This is a genomic window from Vibrio sp. Vb1127 (assembly GCF_033338735.1).
GTDB classification, from domain to species: Bacteria; Pseudomonadota; Gammaproteobacteria; order Enterobacterales; family Vibrionaceae; genus Vibrio; species Vibrio alginolyticus.
Genome location: NZ_JAWOTF010000034.1, coordinates 1 through 23,430 on the forward strand (window position 1 = coordinate 1; position 23,430 = coordinate 23,430).

At 45.9% G+C, this 23,430-nt stretch carries 19 protein-coding genes and 1 pseudogene; 14 read left to right on the forward strand and 6 right to left on the reverse strand.

What is annotated here, in order from left to right; all coding sequences use genetic code 11:
• The 9 genes and pseudogenes from R7H07_RS22435 to rpoC form a co-directional block, all read left to right on the forward strand.
• Positions 1-71: pseudogene (locus R7H07_RS22435) on the forward strand (elongation factor Tu); the annotation flags it as partial.
• Positions 72-337: 266 nt separating this feature from the next.
• Complete coding sequence (secE, locus tag R7H07_RS22440; RefSeq protein ID WP_005384680.1) at positions 338-718, forward strand: preprotein translocase subunit SecE; 381 nt, start codon at positions 338-340, stop codon at positions 716-718.
• 13 nt (positions 719-731) lie between these two features.
• A complete protein-coding gene (gene nusG / locus R7H07_RS22445) occupies positions 732-1,280 on the forward strand; it encodes a transcription termination/antitermination protein NusG (RefSeq protein ID WP_005384681.1) in 549 nt (182 codons plus the stop codon).
• A 164-nt stretch (positions 1,281-1,444) separates the two neighbouring features.
• Entirely contained in the window at positions 1,445-1,873 is a 429-nt protein-coding gene (gene rplK / locus R7H07_RS22450; protein WP_005384682.1) for a 50S ribosomal protein L11, read from the forward strand.
• A 4-nt stretch (positions 1,874-1,877) separates the two neighbouring features.
• A complete protein-coding gene (gene rplA / locus R7H07_RS22455) occupies positions 1,878-2,579 on the forward strand; it encodes a 50S ribosomal protein L1 (protein WP_005384683.1) in 702 nt (233 codons plus the stop codon).
• Between the two features lie 293 nt (positions 2,580-2,872).
• Positions 2,873-3,367, forward strand: a complete 495-nt coding sequence (rplJ, locus tag R7H07_RS22460) for a 50S ribosomal protein L10 (protein ID WP_005382538.1) — start codon at positions 2,873-2,875, stop codon at positions 3,365-3,367.
• A gap of 57 nt (positions 3,368-3,424) precedes the next feature.
• The gene (rplL, locus tag R7H07_RS22465) at positions 3,425-3,793 is read left to right on the forward strand and encodes a 50S ribosomal protein L7/L12 (protein ID WP_005382540.1); all 369 of its coding nucleotides are present in this window, start codon (positions 3,425-3,427) and stop codon (positions 3,791-3,793) included.
• A gap of 252 nt (positions 3,794-4,045) precedes the next feature.
• Positions 4,046-8,074, forward strand: coding sequence for a DNA-directed RNA polymerase subunit beta (rpoB, locus tag R7H07_RS22470; RefSeq protein ID WP_005384685.1), 4,029 nt, complete (start codon positions 4,046-4,048; stop codon positions 8,072-8,074).
• A gap of 104 nt (positions 8,075-8,178) precedes the next feature.
• Entirely contained in the window at positions 8,179-12,381 is a 4,203-nt protein-coding gene (gene rpoC / locus R7H07_RS22475) for a DNA-directed RNA polymerase subunit beta' (protein ID WP_005382514.1), read from the forward strand.
• 173 nt (positions 12,382-12,554) lie between these two features.
• On the opposite strand, the gene R7H07_RS22480 is transcribed toward rpoC, so the two are convergent.
• Positions 12,555-13,046, reverse strand: a complete 492-nt coding sequence (locus R7H07_RS22480) for an Rsd/AlgQ family anti-sigma factor (protein WP_005382515.1) — start codon at positions 13,044-13,046, stop codon at positions 12,555-12,557.
• Positions 13,047-13,223: 177 nt separating this feature from the next.
• On the opposite strand from R7H07_RS22480, the gene nudC reads away from it, so the two are divergent.
• Positions 13,224-14,021 (forward strand): NAD(+) diphosphatase, encoded by a 798-nt coding sequence (gene nudC / locus R7H07_RS22485; RefSeq protein WP_053350803.1) that lies wholly within the window; start codon positions 13,224-13,226, stop codon positions 14,019-14,021.
• Between the two features lie 247 nt (positions 14,022-14,268).
• The gene (gene hemE / locus R7H07_RS22490) at positions 14,269-15,336 is read left to right on the forward strand and encodes a uroporphyrinogen decarboxylase (protein WP_005384692.1); all 1,068 of its coding nucleotides are present in this window, start codon (positions 14,269-14,271) and stop codon (positions 15,334-15,336) included.
• 240 nt (positions 15,337-15,576) lie between these two features.
• Here hemE and R7H07_RS22495 read toward each other — a convergent pair whose 3' ends face one another.
• The gene (locus tag R7H07_RS22495; RefSeq protein WP_005382518.1) at positions 15,577-16,149 is read right to left on the reverse strand and encodes a uracil-DNA glycosylase family protein; all 573 of its coding nucleotides are present in this window, start codon (positions 16,147-16,149) and stop codon (positions 15,577-15,579) included.
• Between the two features lie 2 nt (positions 16,150-16,151).
• Positions 16,152-17,075 carry a D-2-hydroxyacid dehydrogenase gene (locus R7H07_RS22500; RefSeq protein WP_053350802.1) on the reverse strand — a complete coding sequence of 308 codons (924 nt, stop codon included), beginning with the start codon at positions 17,073-17,075 and terminating at the stop codon, positions 16,152-16,154.
• Between the two features lie 66 nt (positions 17,076-17,141).
• On the opposite strand from R7H07_RS22500, the gene R7H07_RS22505 reads away from it, so the two are divergent.
• Positions 17,142-17,729, forward strand: a complete 588-nt coding sequence (locus tag R7H07_RS22505; RefSeq protein WP_005382520.1) for a YjaG family protein — start codon at positions 17,142-17,144, stop codon at positions 17,727-17,729.
• A 79-nt stretch (positions 17,730-17,808) separates the two neighbouring features.
• Here R7H07_RS22505 and R7H07_RS22510 read toward each other — a convergent pair whose 3' ends face one another.
• On the reverse strand, positions 17,809-18,942 hold the full coding sequence (locus R7H07_RS22510; RefSeq protein ID WP_065275607.1) for a hemolysin family protein: 1,134 nt from the start codon (positions 18,940-18,942) through the stop codon (positions 17,809-17,811).
• A gap of 253 nt (positions 18,943-19,195) precedes the next feature.
• Between R7H07_RS22510 and hupA the strand changes: the two genes are divergently transcribed.
• Together hupA and R7H07_RS22520 are read left to right on the forward strand one after the other, a co-directional pair.
• A complete protein-coding gene (hupA, locus tag R7H07_RS22515; RefSeq protein ID WP_005382524.1) occupies positions 19,196-19,468 on the forward strand; it encodes a nucleoid-associated protein HU-alpha in 273 nt (90 codons plus the stop codon).
• Between the two features lie 39 nt (positions 19,469-19,507).
• The gene (locus tag R7H07_RS22520; protein ID WP_053303483.1) at positions 19,508-20,206 is read left to right on the forward strand and encodes a DUF1481 domain-containing protein; all 699 of its coding nucleotides are present in this window, start codon (positions 19,508-19,510) and stop codon (positions 20,204-20,206) included.
• A gap of 84 nt (positions 20,207-20,290) precedes the next feature.
• On the opposite strand, the gene purD is transcribed toward R7H07_RS22520, so the two are convergent.
• Positions 20,291-21,580: a phosphoribosylamine--glycine ligase gene (gene purD / locus R7H07_RS22525; protein WP_054575569.1), complete on the reverse strand. Its 1,290-nt coding sequence runs from the start codon at positions 21,578-21,580 to the stop codon at positions 20,291-20,293.
• A gap of 194 nt (positions 21,581-21,774) precedes the next feature.
• Positions 21,775-23,367 (reverse strand): bifunctional phosphoribosylaminoimidazolecarboxamide formyltransferase/IMP cyclohydrolase, encoded by a 1,593-nt coding sequence (gene purH, locus R7H07_RS22530; RefSeq protein ID WP_033907147.1) that lies wholly within the window; start codon positions 23,365-23,367, stop codon positions 21,775-21,777.
• Between the last annotated feature and the right edge of the window lie 63 nt (positions 23,368-23,430).

Consider the following 23,430-nt stretch of genomic DNA (forward strand, 5'->3'; position numbering starts at 1 on the left):
GTCTACGTTTCGCGATCCGTGAAGGTGGCCGTACAGTAGGTGCTGGTGTTGTTGCTAAGATCTTCGACTAATTCATAGCGAATTAGCGATGCTTTCGGAAAATCTTGAATTAGATTTGACGAACCAGTAGCAAAAAGGGCATCATTTGATGCCCTTTTTCTGCACTCAACATTATTTTTGCTGTTTTCTTGTTCAGAAGTGGGTTGGGCGCAGAGCAAGATTAAGCAAAGAGGCTTAATCTTAAGAAGAGTACGCTGATTTTTTCAGCGATATGGAGTTTGCCCTGCAACAGCGGGGTTGTTGTCGTCTATATTAAGACTTGTAACAGGTTGGTTTTATGAAAGCAAATAATGCTGAAACTCCTGATAGCTCAAACGCAGCAGATACGTTTAAGTGGGTAGCCGCTTTCGTATTGGCAGCTGCCGCTGTTGTGGGTAATTACCTGTATGGTGAAATGTCTGTAGTGGTTCGTGCTGCAGGCGTTGTTGTTCTTATTGCAGCTGCCTTAGGCGTTGCAGCAACAACGACTAAAGGTAAAGCAGCGATCAGTTTTGCAAAAGAATCTCGTATGGAAGTACGTAAAGTTGTTTGGCCTACTCGCCAAGAAACCATGCAAACAACACTGATCGTTTTAGCTGTAAGTATTGTAATGGCTCTAGTGCTATGGGGTATTGACGGAATTATGGTTCGTCTAGTAGCTCTAGCAACTGGGGTATAGAGGGTTTTTATTCATGAGTGAAGCTCCAAAAAAACGCTGGTATGTGGTTCAAGCCTTCTCTGGATTTGAAGGTCGTGTAGCTCAATCTCTGCGCGAGCATATCAAAATGCACGGCATGGAAGAGCTATTCGGTGAAGTACTGGTTCCTACTGAAGAAGTAGTGGAAATGCGCGCGGGTCAGCGTCGCAAATCTGAGCGTAAGTTCTTCCCAGGTTACGTCCTTGTTCAGATGATTATGAACGATGAATCATGGCACCTAGTACGCAGTGTGCCGCGTGTCATGGGCTTCATTGGTGGTACCTCAGACCGTCCGGCACCTATCACGGATAAAGAGGCTGACGCGATTCTTAATCGTCTTGAGAAAGCGAGTGAAGCGCCTCGTCCGCGTACAATGTACGAAGCGGGTGAAGTGGTACGTGTTAACGAAGGTCCATTTGCTGACTTCAACGGTACTGTTGAAGAAGTGGATTACGAGAAGAGCCGCCTGAAAGTGTCTGTATCGATCTTTGGTCGTGCGACACCAGTTGAGCTTGAATTTGGTCAGGTTGAAAAGCTGGACTAAGACTCTTCGTTAAAGAGTATAAAAAATCACCTTTTTAGGGTTGTATAAGGCGCGGATTATGACTATAATTTCGCGCCTTTTTACTTCAAGTGAAGTAAAAAGTTTCTTACACAAACGGGGAGCTGATCCGCGATTAGCGTTTGTACCCAAACTTAGGAATTATCATGGCTAAGAAAGTTGAAGCTTACATCAAGCTACAAGTTGCTGCTGGTATGGCTAACCCTAGTCCACCAGTAGGTCCTGCACTAGGTCAACACGGTGTGAACATCATGGAATTCTGTAAAGCGTTCAACGCAAAAACAGAATCTATTGAGAAAGGTCTACCAACTCCAGTAGTTATCACAGTATACAGCGACCGTTCTTTCACGTTCGTAACTAAGACTCCACCTGCTGCTGTTCTTCTTAAGAAAGCTGCTGGCGTTAAGTCTGGTTCAGGTCGTCCAAACACTGAAAAAGTTGGTACTGTAACTGACGCTCAAATCCAAGAAATCGCAGAAACTAAAGCTGCTGATATGACTGGTGCTGACATCGAAGCGATGAAGCGTTCTATCGCTGGTACTGCTCGTTCAATGGGCCTAGTGGTAGAGGGTTAATAAGATGGCAAAACTAACTAAGCGCATGCGCGTAATCCGCGAAAAAGTTGACGTAACTAAAGAATACGAAATCAACGAAGCTGTTGCTCTTCTTCAAGAACTAGCGACTGCTAAATTCGTTGAGTCTGTAGACGTTGCTGTTAACCTAGGCATTGATGCTCGTAAATCTGACCAGAACGTACGTGGTGCAACTGTACTACCTCACGGTACTGGCCGCGAAATCCGCGTTGCAGTGTTCACTCAAGGTGCTAACGCTGAAGCAGCTAAAGAAGCTGGCGCAGACATCGTAGGTATGGAAGATCTTGCTGAGCAAGTTAAGAAAGGCGAAATGAACTTTGACGTAGTTGTTGCTTCTCCAGATGCAATGCGCGTTGTAGGTCAACTAGGTACTATCCTAGGTCCTCGCGGTCTTATGCCAAACCCTAAAGTTGGTACTGTAACTCCTAACGTTGCTGAAGCAGTTAAAAACGCTAAAGCTGGTCAGGTTCGTTACCGTAACGACAAAAACGGCATCATCCACACTACTATCGGTAAAGCAAACTTCTCTGCTGAGCAGATCAAAGAGAACCTAGAAGCACTTCTAGTTGCTCTGAAGAAAGCTAAGCCATCTTCAGCGAAAGGTACTTTCCTGAAGAAAGTAAGCATCTCTACTACTATGGGTGCTGGTGTTGCTGTTGATCAGGCTAGCCTGAACACTCAAGCATAATTTATTTGCTTAGGCGCAAAATTAGTGTATAATTTTGCGCCTAATATTTGTGGTTGGGGCTGAACTTTGGTTCTTTGAACTGTCTCCTAGTTCGAAATGAATTAAGACCCAGTCTCCGTCCAAGACCGTAGGTGTTTGTGTAAAAGCAAACTTAATTATCCTACGTAGATGGTGCCCGAACTGACAGAAAGCTCTATGTAATATAGTTAACTTTCTTCTGGGGAAGCACCTCAATAGCTCTCACTGTCGTGATGATAGTGAGTGGTGTAACGACAACCAGGAGTAAATCCAAGATGGCTTTAAACCTTCAAGACAAAAAAGCAATTGTTGCTGAAGTCAACGAAGCTGCCAGTGGTGCACTTTCTGCAGTTGTAGCTGATTCTCGTGGCGTTCAAGTTGGCGCGATGACTTCTCTACGTAAACAAGCTCGTGAAGCTGGCGTTTACATGAGAGTTGTTCGTAACACTCTTGCTCGTCGTGCGGTTGAAGGTACTGAGTACGAGTGTCTAACTGATACTTTCACTGGTCCTACTCTAATCGCATTCTCTAATGAGCACCCAGGTGCTGCAGCGCGTCTTTTCAAAGACTTCGCTAAAGAGAACAAAGATTTCGAGATCAAAGCTGCTGCATTTGAAGGCGCTTTAACTGACGCTGAAGTACTAGCAACACTACCAACTTACGACGAAGCAATTGCACGCCTAATGATGTGCATGAAAGAAGCTTCGGCTGGCAAGCTGGCGCGTACTATCGCAGCTATCCGCGATCAAAAACAAGAAGCAGCGGCATAAGCCTTGCTTTTTACTGGTTGCTTAATAAACTTATTGTTGACTTAAAAGAGAATTGTTATGTCTATTACTAACGAGCAAATCCTAGACGCAGTTGCAGAAATGTCTGTAATGCAAGTTGTTGAACTAATCGAAGCAATGGAAGAGAAATTCGGTGTTTCTGCTGCTGCTGCTGTTGTAGCTGGCGGCGCTGCTGCAGGCGAAGCTGCTGCTGAGCAAACTGAATTCGACGTAATCCTAGAAGCTGCTGGCGGTAACAAAGTTGCTGTAATCAAAGCAGTACGTGGCGCAACTGGCCTAGGTCTTAAAGAAGCTAAAGCTCTAGTAGACGGCGCTCCAGCACCTCTTAAAGAAGGTGTTGAGAAAGCAGAAGCTGAAGCTCTTAAAGCTCAGCTAGAAGAAGCTGGTGCAACTGTTGCTGTTAAGTAATTATTGCATAGTTTCTTAGCCTAACGGCTAATTGGCTGGTGGTTTTTTAACCACCGGCCTTTTTGCGCTGTAGGGTATAGGCGAATTTTCCCGCTGTTTAAGCGCCTGATATCCATGCAAAAAACATTTCATTCTTACGAAATGAAATGTCACTACAGTAAACAGCTATATTAGTCACTGTCCCTTACCCCCCTTAAGTAACTAGGAGCGGGCGGACAGTTTGGGTCACTTATCAGCGAGCTGAGGAACCCCATGGTTTACTCTTATACCGAGAAAAAGCGCATCCGTAAGGACTTTGGTACTCGTCCACAAGTTTTGGACATTCCATACCTGCTATCGATCCAGCTCGATTCGTTCGACAAATTTATCGAACAGGATCCTGAAGGTCAATACGGTCTTGAAGCCGCTTTCCGTTCTGTATTCCCGATTCAGAGCTACAACGGCAATTCTGAGCTGCAATACGTTAGCTACCGTCTTGGTGAGCCAGTTTTTGACGTTAAAGAATGTCAAATCCGCGGTGTAACTTACTCAAAGCCACTACGTGTAAAACTACGCCTAGTTATCTTTGATAAAGACGCGCCAGCAGGTACTGTAAAAGACATTAAAGAACAAGAAGTCTACATGGGTGAAATTCCACTCATGACAGACAATGGTACCTTCGTAATCAACGGTACCGAGAGGGTTATCGTATCCCAGCTGCACCGAAGCCCAGGCGTGTTCTTCGACAGCGATAAGGGTAAGACCCACTCTTCAGGTAAAGTTTTATACAACGCACGTGTTATTCCTTACCGTGGTTCATGGCTTGATTTCGAGTTTGATCCTAAGGATAACTTGTACGTTCGTATCGACCGCCGTCGTAAGCTACCAGCATCGATCATCCTTCGTGCACTAGGTAAGTCGACAGAAGAAATCCTAGATATCTTCTTCGAGAAAGTGAACTTCGAAGTGAAAGACCAAACTCTATTGATGGAGTTGGTTCCTGATCGTCTACGTGGTGAAACTGCGTCATTCGACATCGAAGCAAATGGTAAAGTTTACGTTGAGCAGGGTCGTCGCGTAACAGCTCGTCATATCCGCCAACTAGAAAAAGATGGCGTTGATCACATCGAAGTACCAGTTGAGTACATCGTTGGTAAAGTTGCATCTAAAGATTACATCAATGAAGCAACTGGCGAGATCATTGTTAACGCTAACCAGGAAATCAGCCTGGAAGCATTAGCGAACCTATCTCAGGCAGGCCACAAAGCGCTAGAAGTTCTATTTACGAACGATCTAGACCACGGTCCATTCATGTCAGAAACATTACGTATCGACAGCACGGTTGATCGTATTTCTGCATTGGTAGAAATCTACCGCATGATGCGTCCTGGTGAGCCGCCAACAAAAGAAGCTGCAGAAGCTCTATTCGAAAGCCTATTCTTCTCTGAAGAGCGTTACGATCTATCGACTGTTGGTCGTATGAAGTTCAACAGCTCTATCGGCCGTGAAGATGCTCAAGAGCAAGGCACACTTGATGAAACTGATATCATCGAAGTGATGAAGAAGCTGATCGCGATCCGTAACGGTAAGGGCGAAGTGGACGATATCGACCACCTAGGCAACCGTCGTATCCGTTCTGTAGGCGAAATGGCTGAGAACCAGTTCCGTGTAGGTCTAGTACGTGTTGAGCGTGCAGTTAAAGAGCGTCTAAGCCTAGGCGATCTTGACGCAATCATGCCTCAAGACTTGATCAACGCGAAGCCAATTTCTGCGGCAGTTAAAGAATTCTTTGGCTCTTCACAGCTTTCGCAGTTCATGGACCAAAACAACCCGCTATCAGAAGTAACGCACAAGCGTCGTATTTCTGCATTGGGTCCTGGCGGTCTAACTCGTGAACGTGCTGGCTTCGAAGTACGTGACGTACACGTAACTCACTACGGTCGTCTATGTCCTATCGAAACGCCTGAAGGTCCAAACATCGGTCTGATCAACTCTCTATCTGCGTTTGCGCGTTGTAACGAGTACGGTTTCCTAGAGACACCATACCGTCGCGTTGTAGATGGCGTAGTAACAGACGAAGTAGATTACCTATCTGCAATCGAAGAAGGCCAATTCGTTATCGCACAGGCGAACGCTAAGCTAAACGAAGATGGTACTTTTGCAGATGAGCTGATCACAGCTCGTCAGAAAGGTGAATCTGGTCTACACCCTCGTGAGCATGCTCAGTACATGGACGTTGCGACAAACCAGGTTGTATCTATCGCTGCATCGCTTATCCCGTTCCTAGAACACGATGATGCGAACCGTGCATTGATGGGTGCGAACATGCAACGTCAGGCAGTTCCAACACTGAAAGCTGACAAACCGCTTGTTGGTACTGGTATTGAACGTAACGTAGCCGTTGACTCAGGTGTAACTGCAGTTGCTAAACGTGGTGGTGTAATCCAGTCAGTAGATGCTTCTCGTATCGTTGTTAAAGTTAACGAAGAAGAGCTAGTACCAGGTGAAGCTGGTATCGACATCTACAACCTGACTAAATACACACGTTCTAACCAGAACACATGTATTAACCAGCGCCCATGTGTGATGCCAGGTGAGCCTGTATCACGCGGTGACGTTCTTGCTGATGGTCCTTCAACAGACCTTGGTGAACTAGCGCTTGGTCAAAACATGCGTATCGCGTTCATGCCTTGGAACGGTTACAACTTCGAAGACTCGATCTTAGTATCTGAGCGCGTAGTTCAAGAAGACCGTTTCACGACTATCCACATCCAAGAACTGACTTGTGTGGCGCGTGATACTAAGCTTGGTTCTGAAGAGATCACAGCGGATATTCCAAACGTAGGTGAGTCTGCTCTGTCTAAACTAGACGAGTCAGGTATCGTTTACATCGGTGCTGAAGTTAAGGGTGGCGACATCCTAGTTGGTAAAGTTACACCTAAAGGTGAAACTCAGCTAACGCCTGAAGAGAAGCTACTACGTGCAATCTTCGGTGAAAAAGCATCTGACGTTAAAGATACTTCACTACGTGTACCTAACTCTGTATCAGGTACGATCATCGACGTTCAAGTCTTTACTCGCGATGGCGTAGAGAAAGACAAGCGTGCGCTTGAAATCGAACAGATGCAGCTTAAAGAAGCGAAGAAAGACCTAACTGAAGAATTCCAGATTCTTGAGGGCGGCCTTCTAAACCGTGTTAAAGCTGTATTGATTGAAGGCGGTTACTCTGAAGCGAAACTAGACACAACTGATCGTAAGAAGTGGCTAGAACTAACGCTAGAAGATGACGCACTACAAACTCAGCTTGAGCAACTTGCTGAGCAGTGGGATGAGCTAAAAGCTGACTTCGATAAGAAGTTCGAAACTAAGCGTCGTAAGATCACTCAAGGTGATGATTTAGCACCTGGCGTCCTGAAGATCGTTAAGGTTTACCTAGCGGTTAAACGTCGCATTCAGCCTGGTGATAAGATGGCGGGTCGTCACGGTAACAAGGGTGTAATCTCTAAGATCAACCCTGTTGAAGACATGCCATACGATGAGAAAGGTCAGCCTGTAGACATCGTACTTAACCCACTGGGTGTACCTTCGCGTATGAACATCGGTCAGATCCTAGAAGTACACTTAGGTCTGGCAGCGAAAGGTATCGGTGACAAGATCAACCAGATGGTTAAAGAGCAGCAAGAACTAGCGAAATTCCGCGAGTTCCTACAAAAAGTTTACGATCTAGGCGACACTCGCCAGAAAGTAGACATTGCTTCTCTATCTGATGATGAAGTACGTACTCTGATCAAGAACTTGCGTGGCGGTCTACCAATCGCGACTCCTGTATTTGATGGCGCTCCAGAAGAGTCAATCAAAGCACTTCTTGAGCTAGCAGATCTACCAACATCAGGTCAGTTAACACTGTTTGATGGTCGCACAGGTGATGCGTTTGAGCGTCCTGTAACTGTTGGTTACATGTACATGCTGAAACTGAACCACCTTGTTGATGACAAGATGCACGCTCGTTCAACTGGTTCGTACAGCCTAGTAACTCAGCAGCCACTAGGTGGTAAAGCTCAGTTCGGTGGTCAGCGTTTCGGTGAGATGGAAGTATGGGCACTAGAAGCATACGGTGCTGCTTACACGCTACAAGAAATGCTAACGGTTAAGTCGGATGACGTTAACGGCCGTACTAAGATGTACAAGAACATCGTAGACGGTAACCACAGCATGGAACCTGGCATGCCAGAATCGTTCAACGTACTGTTGAAAGAGATCCGCTCGCTAGGTATCAACATCGAGCTAGAAGACGAAGAGTAATCCTTTTCTCTCTTGATGAAAGTCGAGAGAATCAAAGCGATTATTTGGAAGAAGGTGCTCACTTTAGCGAGTGAGCTCCTTTTAACTCCTTACAGGAGCTGATTGTGAAAGACTTATTAAACTTTCTAAAAGCACAGCATAAGACCGAAGAATTTGATGCAATCAAAATCGGTCTATCTTCACCAGACATGATCCGTTCATGGTCTTTCGGTGAAGTTAAAAAACCTGAAACGATCAACTATCGTACGTTCAAACCTGAACGCGATGGTCTGTTCTGTGCGCGTATCTTTGGTCCAGTTAAAGACTACGAATGTCTTTGTGGTAAGTACAAGCGCCTGAAGCACCGTGGTGTTATCTGTGAGAAGTGTGGTGTAGAAGTTACACAAACTAAAGTTCGTCGTGACCGTATGGGCCACATTGAACTGGCTTCACCAGTAGCTCACATCTGGTTCCTAAAATCGCTACCGTCTCGTATCGGTCTACTAATGGATATCCCTCTACGTGATATCGAACGCGTTCTGTACTTCGAAATGTACGTAGTAACAGAGCCTGGTATGACTGATCTAGAAAAAGGTCAGATGCTTACTGAAGAAGAGTATCTAGATCGTCTAGAAGAGTGGGGCGACGAGTTCACTGCTAAGATGGGTGCGGAAGCTATCAAGGACCTACTAGGTTCTATGGATATGCACGCTGAAGCAGAACAAATGCGTGAAGAGTTAGAGACAACAAACTCTGAAACTAAGCGTAAGAAAGTAACTAAGCGTCTTAAGCTGGTAGAAGCGTTCATCGCATCGGGTAACAACCCTGAGTGGATGATCCTAACTGTACTTCCAGTACTTCCGCCAGATCTACGTCCTCTAGTACCTCTAGATGGCGGTCGCTTTGCGACTTCTGATCTTAACGATCTATACCGTCGTGTGATCAACCGTAACAACCGTTTGAAGCGTCTTCTAGAGCTAGCTGCTCCGGACATCATCGTACGTAACGAAAAACGTATGCTGCAAGAGTCTGTTGATGCGCTACTAGATAACGGTCGTCGTGGTCGTGCGATCACAGGTTCTAACAAGCGTCCTCTGAAATCTCTTGCTGATATGATCAAGGGTAAACAAGGTCGTTTCCGTCAGAACCTTCTAGGTAAACGTGTAGACTACTCTGGCCGTTCTGTAATCACAGTAGGTCCATACCTTCGTCTACACCAGTGTGGTCTTCCTAAGAAGATGGCACTTGAGCTATTCAAACCATTCATCTACAGCAAGCTAGAGACTCGTGGTCTTGCGACTACAATCAAAGCTGCTAAGAAAATGGTAGAGCGTGAAGAAGCGGTCGTTTGGGATATCCTAGACGAAGTAATCCGTGAACACCCAGTACTATTGAACCGTGCACCGACACTTCACCGTCTAGGTATTCAGGCGTTCGAACCAGTACTGATCGAAGGTAAAGCGATTCAGCTACACCCACTTGTTTGTGCGGCGTACAACGCGGACTTCGATGGTGACCAAATGGCGGTTCACGTACCTCTAACTCTAGAGGCACAACTTGAAGCTCGTACTCTGATGATGTCGACAAACAACATTCTGTCGCCAGCGTCAGGTGATCCGATCATCGTACCTTCTCAGGACGTTGTATTGGGTCTGTACTACATGACTCGTGAAAAGATCAACGTGAAAGGTGAAGGCATGTACCTTTCTGGCCCAGAAGAGGCTGAGAAAGCATACCGCACTAAACAAGCTGAGCTTCACGCACGCGTTAAAGTACGTATTACAGAAACTGTTGTAGACGAAGACGGCAACAGCACTACAGAAACCAAGATGGTAGACACCACTGTTGGTCGTGCAATGCTATGGCAAATCGTGCCAGCTGGTCTACCGTACAGCATCGTTAACCAAAAGCTAGGTAAGAAGCAAATCTCTAACCTACTTAACGAGGCGTACCGTAAACTAGGTCTGAAAGACACAGTAATCTTCGCTGACCAAATCATGTACACAGGTTTCGCATACGCGGCACTTTCTGGTGTATCTGTTGGTATCGACGATATGGTTGTACCAGCAGCTAAGTACACTGAAATCGCAGAAGCGGAAGAAGAAGTACGTGAAATCCAGGAACAGTACCAATCAGGTCTTGTTACTGCGGGCGAACGCTACAACAAAGTTATCGATATCTGGGCATCGACCAACGACCGTGTTGCGAAAGCAATGATGGAAAACCTTTCATCTGAAACGGTAGTTAACCGTGACGGTGAAGAGGAACAGCAAGAGTCATTCAACAGCATCTATATGATGGCGGACTCGGGCGCTCGTGGTTCTGCAGCACAGATTCGTCAGCTTGCGGGTATGCGTGGTCTGATGGCGCGTCCAGATGGTTCAATCATCGAAACGCCGATCACAGCGAACTTTAAAGAAGGTCTAAACGTACTTCAGTACTTTATCTCAACGCACGGTGCTCGTAAGGGTCTTGCGGATACGGCACTGAAAACAGCGAACTCGGGTTACCTAACTCGTCGTCTAGTAGACGTTGCTCAAGACGTTGTTGTAACTGAACATGACTGTGGCACTCACGAAGGTGTCGACATGATGCCTCACATCGAGGGTGGTGATGTTAAAGTTGCACTTTCTGAGCTTGCTCTTGGTCGTGTTGTTGCTGAAGACGTACTAAAACCTGGCACTGAAGACGTTCTTATTCCACGTAACACCCTGATCGATGAGAAGTGGTGTCAAATCATGGAAGAGAACTCAGTAGACAGCATGAAAGTGCGCTCTGTAGTAACGTGTGATTCTGACTTCGGTTGTTGTGCACAATGTTACGGTCGTGACCTAGCACGTGGTCACCTAGTGAACCAAGGTGAAGCAGTGGGTGTTATTGCTGCTCAGTCTATCGGTGAGCCAGGTACACAGCTAACGATGCGTACGTTCCACATCGGTGGTGCGGCATCGACAGCAGCGGCAGAGAACAGTGTTCAAGTTAAGAACAACGGTTCTATCAAGCTACACAACGCTAAATCTGTATTGGCTGATGACGGTAAGATCGTTATCACTTCTCGTGCGACAGAGTTAACTATCGTTGATGAGTTTGGTCGTACTAAAGAGAAGCACAAACTGCCTTACGGTACGCTACTAAGCAAAGGCGATGGTGATACAGTTCAAGCTGGCGAAACAGTTGCAAACTGGGAAGCGCACACACTACCTATCATTACTGAGGTAGCAGGTCGCATCCAGTTCGTAGATATGATCGACGGCGTAACAGTATCTCGTCAAACTGATGACCTAACTGGTCTATCTTCAAGCGAAGTAACTGACCCAGCAGCTCGCCCTTCAGCAGGTAAAGATATGCGTCCAGCTATCAAACTTGTTGACGAGCAAGGTAACGATGTAATGATCCCTGGTACTGATATGCCAGCTCACTACTTCCTACCTGGTAAAGCGATTGTGAACATCGAAGATGGCGCAGCAGTAGGTGTTGGTGCAACACTAGCTCGTATTCCTCAGAAGTCTGGCGGTAACAAAGATATCACCGGTGGTCTTCCACGAGTTGCTGACCTATTTGAAGCACGTAAGCCGAAAGAGCCTGCAATCCTTGCTGAGCACACAGGTACTGTGAGCTTTGGTAAAGAGACGAAAGGTAAACGTCGCCTAGTGATCACACGTGAAAGCGGTGAAGCTTACGAAGAGATGATTCCTAAGCATCGTCAGTTGAACGTATTCGAAGGTGAAAAAGTTGAACGTGGTGATGTGATCGCAGATGGTCCAGAGTCTCCACATGACATCCTACGTCTACGTGGCGTACACGCGGTAACGCAGTACATTGCTAACGAAGTACAGGAAGTTTACCGTCTACAAGGCGTTAAGATTAACGATAAGCACATTGAAACTATCGTTCGTCAGATGCTACGTAAGTGTACTATTACTCACTCTGGTGACTCTGAGTTCCTACCTGGTGAACAGATTGAGTACTCACAAGTTAAGATCGCTAACCGTAACCTAGAAGCTGAAGGCAAAGAGCCTGCACGTTTCGAACGTGAACTACTAGGTATTACTAAAGCATCTCTAGCGACTGAGTCGTTCATCTCTGCGGCATCGTTCCAGGAGACAACTCGCGTACTAACAGAAGCTGCGGTTTCTGGTAAGCGTGATGACCTACGTGGTCTGAAAGAGAACGTAATTGTTGGTCGTCTGATCCCAGCTGGTACTGGTTTCGCATACCACCAAGAGCGTCAAGCTAAACGTTCTGAAGCGCAAGATGGTCCTTCTGCTGAGCAAGCAACGGATAACCTAGCGGCACTTCTAAACGCTGGTTTCTCTTCTGAAGAGTAAGTCATATAACGAGTAATCGTTAAAAGCTTAAGAAAAAGGCACCTTCGGGTGCCTTTTTAGTTTTTTATACTACTTTGTTCTTCCGGTGGGATTTTCGATAAAGCTAGAAACAAAAAAGACCGACGATGATCGTCAGTCTTTTCTCTCACTCTATTTCTGAATGTTTGCAAATACTAAGCTCCAGGTGGCATAGACAGGCTTTCTGCGATTTGCTGTATCAAATAGTCCTCGACTTCAAAGCGAGTCTCAAGAATTTCCCCAATGAGACACATATCAGAATCGAAATCATTTAATTCATCATCTTCAGTCACTTCTGAGTACTTATCGTTAAAGTTCAATAATGGTTCAGTCGTTAGAACAATTTGACCATAGGTTTGATTGATCTCATTAGTCACGACAAAGCCGGTTGCTTTCCAACGGTCCATAACCATGTCATAAATTTTAAAGTGGCCTTCGGAGATGTAATCAACGAGGTGCTGACAGAAATCCTGCAGTTCGGAAGGAGATGGGAGTTCAATAACATTGGTTTTCGAACAAGGTTGCAGCGCTGCAAGCTTACAATATTCAACAATCAGGGATTGTCGTGTCTCTAACCAGTGATCAATGACATCACTTGAGCCACCCCACTGGTCTTGTGTTTGTTTGAATTTTCTTAGCATGACCATGCCCTCATGATCTGATCGCCCATCGGCGAACGTATCCTTTGCAAAGCAAAGTTAGTAAAGTTATTACAAACTCTTGTCCTTACTAGAATTTAGAGTGCACATTTACTTAACGATAAACTCTAGTATGAAATTAGATTGCCAGTAAAATGAACGAACTTCAAGCAAAGGGATGGTGTAATGTTAAGAAAAGGTGATGTTAACCGCGCGATAAATGCATACTGGTGTGTTGTTGCAGGAAGTGAAATTTGGCTGGTGGATGGTGCTGTGCCCTTCGGGTCTGCAGAGCAGTTATCACTGCCAGTAACGAGTGCAAGACCCATTGGTGAGTATTCTGGTTCGCCCGTCTTGTGGCTTAACTTGGCCGATTTAGAGCATGATCTACCCTTAGTATCCCTGCGTGACTGCCTGCATTTTCCTGAGCCATTATTTATGTTGTTAAGTAAAGCTGTGCAATATGGGCACATGACGCAAAGTTTGCGCTTTTGTCCACAGTGCGGAGGAAGGAACTTTCTTAATAATAACCAGTTAGCCATGCAGTGTGGTGAATGTCGCACCCTTCATTATCCTAGAATATTTCCTTGTATTATCGTTGCTGTACGTAAAGAAAATCAGATTTTATTAGCCCAACATCCAAGGCATCGAAATGGTATGTATACGGTTATTGCGGGTTTTCTTGAAGTCGGTGAGACCTTAGAAGAGTGCGTGGCTCGAGAAATTCATGAAGAAACGGGAATTCTCGTTAAAAATATTCGTTACTTTGGCAGCCAGCCTTGGGCTTTCCCATCCAGTATGATGATGGGGTTTTTAGCTGACTATGAATCGGGAGAGTTAAGTCCAGACTACACTGAGCTGTCTGATGCACAATGGTTTGGTATCGACGAGATGCCGCCTGTTGCGCCTAAAGGAACGATTGCAAGAGCACTTATCGAGCAGACGCTGAAAGATATAGACACTAATTATCTGATAAATAGATAAAAAAAACCCTCCGAGAGGGAGGGGGTAAGTAAGATGTCGTTATGAGATGCTGAGTACTAAGTACTCAGTTTATAATTGTAGTTTTCGCTAGCGAACAAATTTTTAACACTGATACCGATTGGGTGCAAATTAAGCATTGATTTAAAAGTTAATAACTTGATCCAGGTTGCAAAGCACACAGCTATTGGACTTAAATCAGTGATAGAATACCCCCTTTCACAGAAAGCCTAACAGTTGGAATTACGGAATGACTGAATTAAAAAATGATCGTTATCTGCGTGCGCTTTTAAAAGAGCCGGTAGATTACACGCCAGTATGGATGATGCGCCAGGCAGGTCGTTACCTACCAGAATACAAAGCGACTCGTGCAGAAGCGGGTGATTTCATGTCTTTGTGTCGAAATGCAGAATTAGCATCCGAAGTGACACTTCAACCATTACGCCGTTTTCCTCTTGATGCCGCGATCTTATTCTCGGACATCTTAACGATTCCAGATGCAATGGGGCTTGGTTTGCGTTTTGCTGCGGGTGAAGGACCTGTTTTTGATAACCCAATTACATGCAAAGCCGACGTGGAAAAAATTGGTTTGCCAGATCCTGAAGGTGAACTGCAATACGTAATGAACGCAGTACGCCAGATCCGTAAAGACCTGAAGGGTGAAGTGCCGCTGATTGGTTTTTCTGGTAGTCCTTGGACTCTTGCGACGTATATGATCGAAGGTGGTAGCTCTAAAGCGTTTACCAAGATCAAGAAGATGATGTACGCGGAACCACAAACTCTGCACCTACTTCTAGATAAGCTGGCAGACAGCGTTATCGAGTACTTAAACGCGCAAATTAAAGCGGGTGCGCAATCGGTAATGGTATTTGACACATGGGGTGGCGTACTAACGCCTCGTGATTACAATCTGTTCTCACTGCAATACATGCACAAGATTGTAGATGGTCTGATTCGTGAAAACGACGGTCGTCGCGTGCCAGTCACACTGTTTACTAAGAATGGCGGCATGTGGCTTGAGCAAATCGCAGCAACGGGCTGTGATGCGGTTGGTCTAGACTGGACAATCAACATTGCAGACGCGAAAGCACGTATCGGTGATAAAGTGGCTCTGCAAGGTAACATGGACCCATCAATGCTTTACGCTTCACCAGAGCGTATCCGTGAAGAAGTCGCGGGTATTCTAGAAGGTTTTGGTGATGCAGGTACTGGTCATGTGTTCAACCTAGGTCACGGTATCCATTTGGATGTGCCGCCAGAAAACGCGGGCGTATTTGTGGAAGCGGTACACGAGCTATCTAAGCCATACCACAAGTAAGTTAGATCTTTTGAAATCAAATGCCGGCATTCAGTGCCGGTATTTTTTTGCCTAAAATTCATTTTTCCTATCTGAGACTCAAGGCTGTACAGCTCTAGTAGTATTTGGCCTACCATGATCTAATTACTACTCTAGCTGTACACTAGATATTAAAGTTTAATATAAACAAATACTTATGATTTCTGCTTTTATGTTCTAATTTTCTTGTACAGATAAACAAGCAATTAGATCATGGGTAACCTAAAGCATCGAGTGAACGCGTTTTTTAAGGTATGGCACGACGTCAGATTCAAACCAAGGGTTCTTCTTTAACCACAATGTATTGCGTGGAGATGGGTGAGGGAGAGGGATAAAGTCTGGTTCCCAATCTTGCCATTGCTGAACGGTTTGTGTGAGCGTCTTTGGTTTGTTGGTGAGATAGTACTGCTGCGAGTACTGACCAATTAGTAGAGTGAGCTCTATATTGGGCAGCTGCTCAAGAATCTTTTTATGCCAAGTGGGCGCACATTCTTTACGAGGCGGTAAATCCCCAGAGTTCCCTTTGCCTGGATAACAGAATCCCATTGGGACAATGGCAATTTTATTTGGGTCGTAGAAAACGTCTTTGTCGATATCGAGCCATTGGCGTAATCGATCACCACTTGGGTCATTCCAAGGTATCGAGGTTTTGTGTACACGTGTGCCAGGGGCCTGACCGATGATTAGGATGCGTGCCCCTTTTGCGGCTTGTACGACAGGGTTTGCGCCCAAAGGTAAATTATCCGCGCATATCTGGCAGGCCCTCACTTGCTGCAATAGCTCGTCTAACGACATTCTCAGTAACCCTTTTCGAAATCCACTTGATAATTTAATGAAAACCCATCGCGCCAGCGTAGATAGTTGTCAGCAAAAATCTCGATGACTTGCTCGGGAAAACTCAGCGCAGCAATGTGTGGAGTGATGGTGACTTGCGGTAGTTTCCAAAACGGATGCTCTACCGATAACGGTTCTTGCTCAAACACATCTAAGAAGGCGTGTTCTACCCAACGGTTTTTCAGAGCGAAGAGCAACCCTGCCTCATCCAATACGTCGCCACGACCTACGTTAAACAATAACGCCTGATTTAGTTGGCTGAGCGTTTGACGATTAAGTAACTGTCGCGTCTCAGGTGTACTTGGTAGAGTATTCACAACGATGTCGGCTTGCTCAAATGCCTTACTTAGTTCATTGATATGAAAGGTCTGATGAAACTCGCCGCCTGAAGTCGGGATACCTGTGCGGTTAATACCGATAGTTTTTATCCCCATTGCTTTAGCGGCGTTGCCCAGATAGCCCCCAATGCTACCGGTACCAAGAATTACCATGGTTTTACTTTGTAATGACGTGTATAGGTGAGGCTGCCATTGTTTGTTTTGTTGTTGCTGGTGGTATCGGGCAAAGTGGCGGTAATGGGCAATACTGTAACCCAAAACATATTCAGCAATCAGTGGACCAAAGATGCCTCGAACGTTAGTTAGAGTATAGTCCTGACGAAGGCTAGGGGATGTTAAGGCGTTGACACCAGCAAACGTGGATTGCACCCATTCAAGCTGTGAAAATTCGTCTAAGCTTTGTGATAGTAAGGGTGGATCCGCTAGTACGATCTGAGCGGCTTCTGGTTGGTCGGTGAGGCAAAGATCGGGCAGATTTTTCTCTGCCAGTAACGTTTTGTAGGTGTCGCGATGCTCTGAGAGCAGGAAAATCTGATTTGAATGCGGCATTAACTTTTTTCCCTGTGATGAATCAAGTACACTTTCGCTGTTTTTTTCTTCAATGATTGAGTGACTATGCTTAAGAATCCTCTTCAGGTTCGTTTAGAAAAACTAGAACCTTGGCAACAAATTACCTTTATGGCGTGTCTGTGTGAACGCATGTATCCAAACTATGCGATGTTTTGTGAGAATACAGAATTTGCTGACCCGCGTGCTTACCGAGCGATTCTTGATAGTGTATGGGAAATTTTGACAGTTAAGAACGCGAAAATTAACTTCGAACGTCAATTGGAGAAGTTAGAAGAGTTGTTCCCAAGTGCGGATGAGTTCGATTTTTACGGCGTTTACCCAGCGATGGACGCGTGTCAGGGTTTGTCTACGTTACTGCATGGTCTATTGGACCGCGATTACCTTTTCGATTCAATGCTTAAAGTGAGTCAACAGTCGGTACAAACCGTTGCTGATCTAGAGCAAGCACAAGGCGCAGAGCCAATCACTAACGACAACCAGAAAGAAAACGAAGCCGTATGTGAAGAGTGGGACGTCCAGTGGGCTATCTTCCGTCCGCTGCGTGAAGCGGTAGAACGTGACATCAGCTTGATTAAAGATTTGCGTGAAGAGCTACGTGAAGAAGGTGTGAGCAACATCGGTATTGCACTTTAATTGTTGAATAAATAGAAAAAGGCATCCTAACTGGATGCCTTTTTTGTTTGTGCGTTTAAGCTGTTATACCTAATGCTGATTACGATTCTTTCGAGTCGGGTTTCGGTGGCTCTTGAGCTTCTGGCTCTTTATCCTGCTTCTCCAGCTCGTTATCTTCTTCATCGTCATCGCGGCTTTCGATTACGCCGTGCATTTCTTTCCAGCTTTCCCAGCGTTGGTAAGCCAGCTCCTGCATGTCAGTGCTTTTATCTGCTTCGTCGATGATCTCCTCGCCTACGAGGTGTTCAAAAATATCTTCCAACGTTACCAAACCTAGCACGGTACCGTATTCATCAACAACAAGTGCCAGCTGTAAGCGATGAGTCATCATCTGGTCGAATACTTTAGGTAAAGTGGTATTGTTTAGCACCACTTGAATTGGGCGCATGATTGCTCCCAACTGTTTCTGTCCACAACCTGATTGTTGTAGTTTGAACAACTCAAGGCGATGCACAAAACCAATGATGTTATCTTTCTGTTCGCTGTAAACCAATGGGCGTGAGAAAGGCGTATCTTTGTGTTTTTCTAGGAACTCATTGATGGTCATTGTGGCATCGACACGGAATACTACTGGTCGTGGCGTCATAACCTGCGTTACGGGTACATCTTGGATGCCAAGCAAGTTGCTTAAGATTTTTGATTCACCCTCGGCAAACTCACCGCTTTCACGTGCCAGAATCGCCATTGCAGACAGCTCATCACGCATCTTTGGAGCTTCGTGGTTACGAGCAAGACGCTTGGTGATTTGCTCTGAGAACCAAACAAAGGGTGTAAGCGCCCATACCATCCAACGCAATGCGACCGCGGCAGTGGGTGCCAACTGACGCCAGTAGGTCGCGCCAATCGTCTTCGGTACGATTTCTGAAAGCACTAAGATCGCCAATGTCAGCACTGCCGAAAAGATACCTAATGCTTCGCTACCAAATACAACCGCAGCTTGTGCACCAGCAGTGGCCGCGCCGATAGTGTGAGCGATGGTGTTTAAAGTCAGAATAGATGCCAGTGGTCGGTCGATATCTGATTTCAGCTTAGCCAATTGCCCAGCTGCGGGATGCCCCTGTTGATTGAGCTGCGCAATGTAGCTCGGACTGATACTCAGCAGTACCGCCTCCAGCACCGAACAGATAAACGAAATGCCGATTGCAATAGAGATATAAATGGATAACAGCAGCATAGTTGCCCTTGAATGTAGTTTGATAGTGGTTATTTGCAGCTATTATAACCGCAAAAGTGACTTATAAATTGGTCCAAATACCTTGGAAAGCAAGGGTTTTCAGGGGGTATGTGGTAACAAATTGTGAGTTATTACTCATATTATGGCTAAAAGTACGTCAGAAAATCGAAAGATCGCTTACAAACCTTTGCCAGATGGGGCATTTATGTTTTAGAGTGAGACGAATTCGATAACCTATGAGAAGGGAAACCTAATGAACAAGACCCAATTAATCGACTTTATCGCAGAGAAAGCAGACCTATCAAAAGCACAAGCAAAAGCTGCTCTTGAAGCGACTCTTGATGGTGTAACTGGCGCACTTAAAGAGGGTGACCAAGTTCAACTAATTGGTTTTGGTACATTCAAAGTAAACCACCGCGCTGCACGTACTGGTCGTAACCCTAAGACTGGTGACGAGATTCAAATCGCAGCAGCTAACGTACCAGCATTCGTAGCAGGTAAAGCGCTGAAAGAATCAGTAAACTAAGTTAGAATGCACCGAGGTATCCTGCCTCGGTGCAATTTCATGAAAAAACATCTACTCACTTCACTTCTCCTATCTAGCCTTACCCTTTTTGGCTGTTCATCGGTTGAAACTCCTAATTTAGAACAATTCACGCATTTTTCTGGTGGTAAAGTTGCGGGAGATGCTAGCAGCTTGTACTGGATGACAGAGAAACTCACTCGTGTGAGTACGGCGGCTGATTATGTGACTATGGGGGACAATGGTTGGTTCCAGAGTGATTATCGCTGGGACGAAGGTGAGTTGCGAGAGTTGATTCGAAAAGGCGAGCAAGTTGATACCAAACAAGAGTTGGTGCCTTTTCAAATCCACATCCGTTTCAATAAAGATGGCGAAGCGGTTTACCAACAATATCGTGTTAACCGTAAAGTCTTACCACTCCAGCATGACCAATTAGAGCGCTACAAAGCAGAAGCGAATGACGTAGTGGCATCGGTTAAGGCGCAGTCTCGTAACAATCAGAGCCTTATTCAAGGTTATTGGAATGGTCAATCGTTTGAAACCTGCAAAGGTAAGGTGTTCTCGACACTCGAGTTTAATCAGACGCTGCCAAAATTTATTATCGAGCGTCTCTCATCGGTAGACAGTTATGTGGCTTTTGTCGGCAAGCAGTCACGAAACAAAGCAATGGTCGATGAACTGTTGATGCTCAATGACGATGACTTTGATTGTGTTTCTCGGCCAAAGTTGATCTCTGAATAAACATTGCTTCGAATTCTGTCGAACAAGAACAATAAAAAAAGGCGCTGAGTGCGCCTTTTGTTTTTTAGCCAACTTATGTTGTTTTTATTTTTCTTGCTCACGTGCAATTGCACGGTAGCCGATGTCGTTGCGATGGAACATGCCATCCCAACTGATCTGTTTTGCAAGCTCGTAAGCACGCTGCTGCGCTTCTGATACACTGTTGCCAAGTGCGGTTGCACAAAGAACACGACCACCGTTTGTCACGATGTCGCCATCTTTGTTATCTGTACCAGCATGGAAGACTTTTTCGCCTTCAATTTCAACTTGTGGCAGACCCGAAATAACGTCGCCTTTGTTGTACGCTGCTGGATAACCACCGGCTGCTAGCACGATACCAATCGATGCTCGTGGATCCCATTTTGATTCCACTTGATCCAGTTTTTGGTCAATCGCAGTTAAACATAGATCAACGAGATCGGATTGCATACGCATCATGATCGGTTGCGTTTCTGGATCACCAAAACGACAGTTATACTCAATCACTTTAGGTGTACCGTCTTTGTCGATCATTAGGCCTGCGTATAGGAAACCTGTGTAAGGATGACCTTCAGAAGCCATGCCGCGTACGGTTGGGTAAATCACTTCTTCCATGATGCGGTTGTGGATTTCCTGTGTCACGACTGGAGCAGGCGAGTATGCCCCCATGCCACCCGTGTTAGGGCCTGTATCTTTGTCGCCTACGCGCTTGTGATCTTGGCTGGTGGCCATTGGCAGAACGTTCTCACCATCAACCATCACGATGAAGCTTGCTTCTTCACCGTCCAGGAATTCTTCAATCACTACACGGCTGCCAGCGTCACCAAAAGCGTTACCTGCGAGCATGTCTTTGATTGCATCTTCTGCTTCTTCTAGCGTCATTGCCACAATCACACCTTTACCAGCAGCAAGGCCATCTGCTTTCACCACAATCGGTGCACCTTGTTCACGTACGTAAGCAAGTGCTGGTTCGATTTCAGTAAAGTTCGCGTAAGCACCCGTTGGGATTTGGTGACGAGCAAGGAAGTCTTTAGTAAATGCTTTAGAGCCTTCAAGCTGTGCTGCTGCTTGGGTCGGGCCGAAGATTGGCAAACCTGCTTCGCGGAAAGCATCAACCACACCAATAACCAATGGTGCTTCTGGGCCAACGATAGTCAGTTCAATCGCCTTCTCTTTGGCGAAAGCAACAAGGCCAGCGATGTCTTCTACATCGATGTTTACGTTTTCTAGTTTTGGTTCTAGAGCCGTACCAGCGTTGCCTGGTGCAACGAAGATAGTCTCAACATTTGGGTTTTGTGCCGCTTTCCAACCTAGCGCATGTTCACGACCGCCTGAACCAATGATTAAAACTCGCATATGAAAATCCTTAATCTTATAAATACCGTTTGCTCACACTCAGATATTTCGCAAAGACCTGAGTATGGCCTCTCTAATTCAATGGGACGAGGACAAGGCGACAAGTGAACTTATTCCTATGAGCATAGTATGCTATGTGATTAGGATAAGTGAACGCCGTCAACGCAGTTATCGTCCCAGTGAAGACGAGAGGATTAGTGGCGGAAGTGACGCATACCGGTAAAGATCATCGCCATGCCGTGTTCGTCTGCCGCTGCGATAACTTCGTCATCACGCATAGAACCACCTGGTTGGATCACACACTTGATGCCCGCTTCTGCAGCCGCGTCGATACCGTCACGGAATGGGAAGAATGCATCTGATGCCATTACACAACCTTCAACCTGTAGACCTTCGTCTGCAGCTTTGATGCCTGCGATTTTCGCAGAGTAAACGCGGCTCATTTGGCCAGCACCTACACCGATAGTCATGTCGCCTTTCGAGTAAACGATTGCGTTAGATTTCACGTATTTCGCTACTTTCCAGCAGAATAGGGCATCTTTCAGCTCTTCTTCTGTTGGCTGGCGCTTAGAAACCACTTTTAGATCGTCTAGGCTTACCATGCCTTGGTCACGGTCTTGAACCAGTAGACCGCCATTCACCCGTTTCACGTCAAAGCCAGTTGTCTTCGTTGTCCATTCGCCACATTCAAGTAGACGCACGTTCTTCTTCGCTGCAACCACTTCAATCGCTTCAGCAGAAACGGAAGGAGCGATGATGACCTCAACGAATTGACGTTCAACAATAGCGGTTGCTGTTTCAGCATCTAGCTCTTGGTTGAATGCAATGATGCCGCCGAACGCTGATGTTGGGTCAGTTTGGTAAGCGCGGTTGTATGCTTCTAGAATGTCTTTACCCAGCGCTACACCACATGGGTTCGCGTGTTTTACGATCACACATGCTGGCTCGTTGAACTCTTTCACACACTCAAGTGCGGCGTCCGTGTCTGCGATGTTGTTGTAAGAAAGGGCTTTACCTTGGATTTGGCGAGCAGTAGAAACGGATGCTTCTTGTGGGTTTGCTTCAACGTAGAATGCGGCTGCTTGGTGGCTGTTCTCACCGTAGCGCATGTCTTGTTTCTTCTCGAACTGTTGGTTGAAAGTACGTGGGAATTTAGACTCTTCATCACCTTCTTTGTTCTCACCGTAAGATGGAACCATAGTGCCGAAGTAGTTTGCGATCATGCCATCGTAAGCGGCAGTGTGTTCAAAAGCAGCGATGGCAAGGTCGAAGCGAGTTTCGAGAGTGAGAGATTTGTCGTTTGCGTCCATCTCTGCAATTACGCGGCCGTAATCACCTGCGTTAACAACGATAGTCACGTCTTTGTGGTTTTTCGCTGCAGAACGAACCATGGTTGGGCCGCCGATATCGATGTTTTCAACCGCGTCGGCTAGTGTACAGCCTTCTTTGGCAACGGTTTCTGCGAATGGGTATAGGTTTACGACAACCATATCGATAGGGTTGATGCCGTGCTTTTCCATCACGTCATCATCTTGGCCACGACGACCAAGCACACCACCGTGAACTTTTGGGTGAAGCGTTTTAACGCGGCCGTCCATCATTTCTGGGAAACCAGTGTAGTCAGAGACTTCGGTTACGGCGATGCCTTGTTCGGCAAGTAGGCGAGCTGTACCACCAGTAGATAGGATATCGACACCGCGCTCAGCAAGAGCTTGCGCAAACTCAACAATACCTGTTTTGTCTGATACGCTGATAAGCGCACGGCGAATAGGACGAGCGTTATTCATGCTTCCATTTTCCTCAAATTCACGGAGTTAAAGATGTTTGCCAAAAATGAACTTGTTTTTACC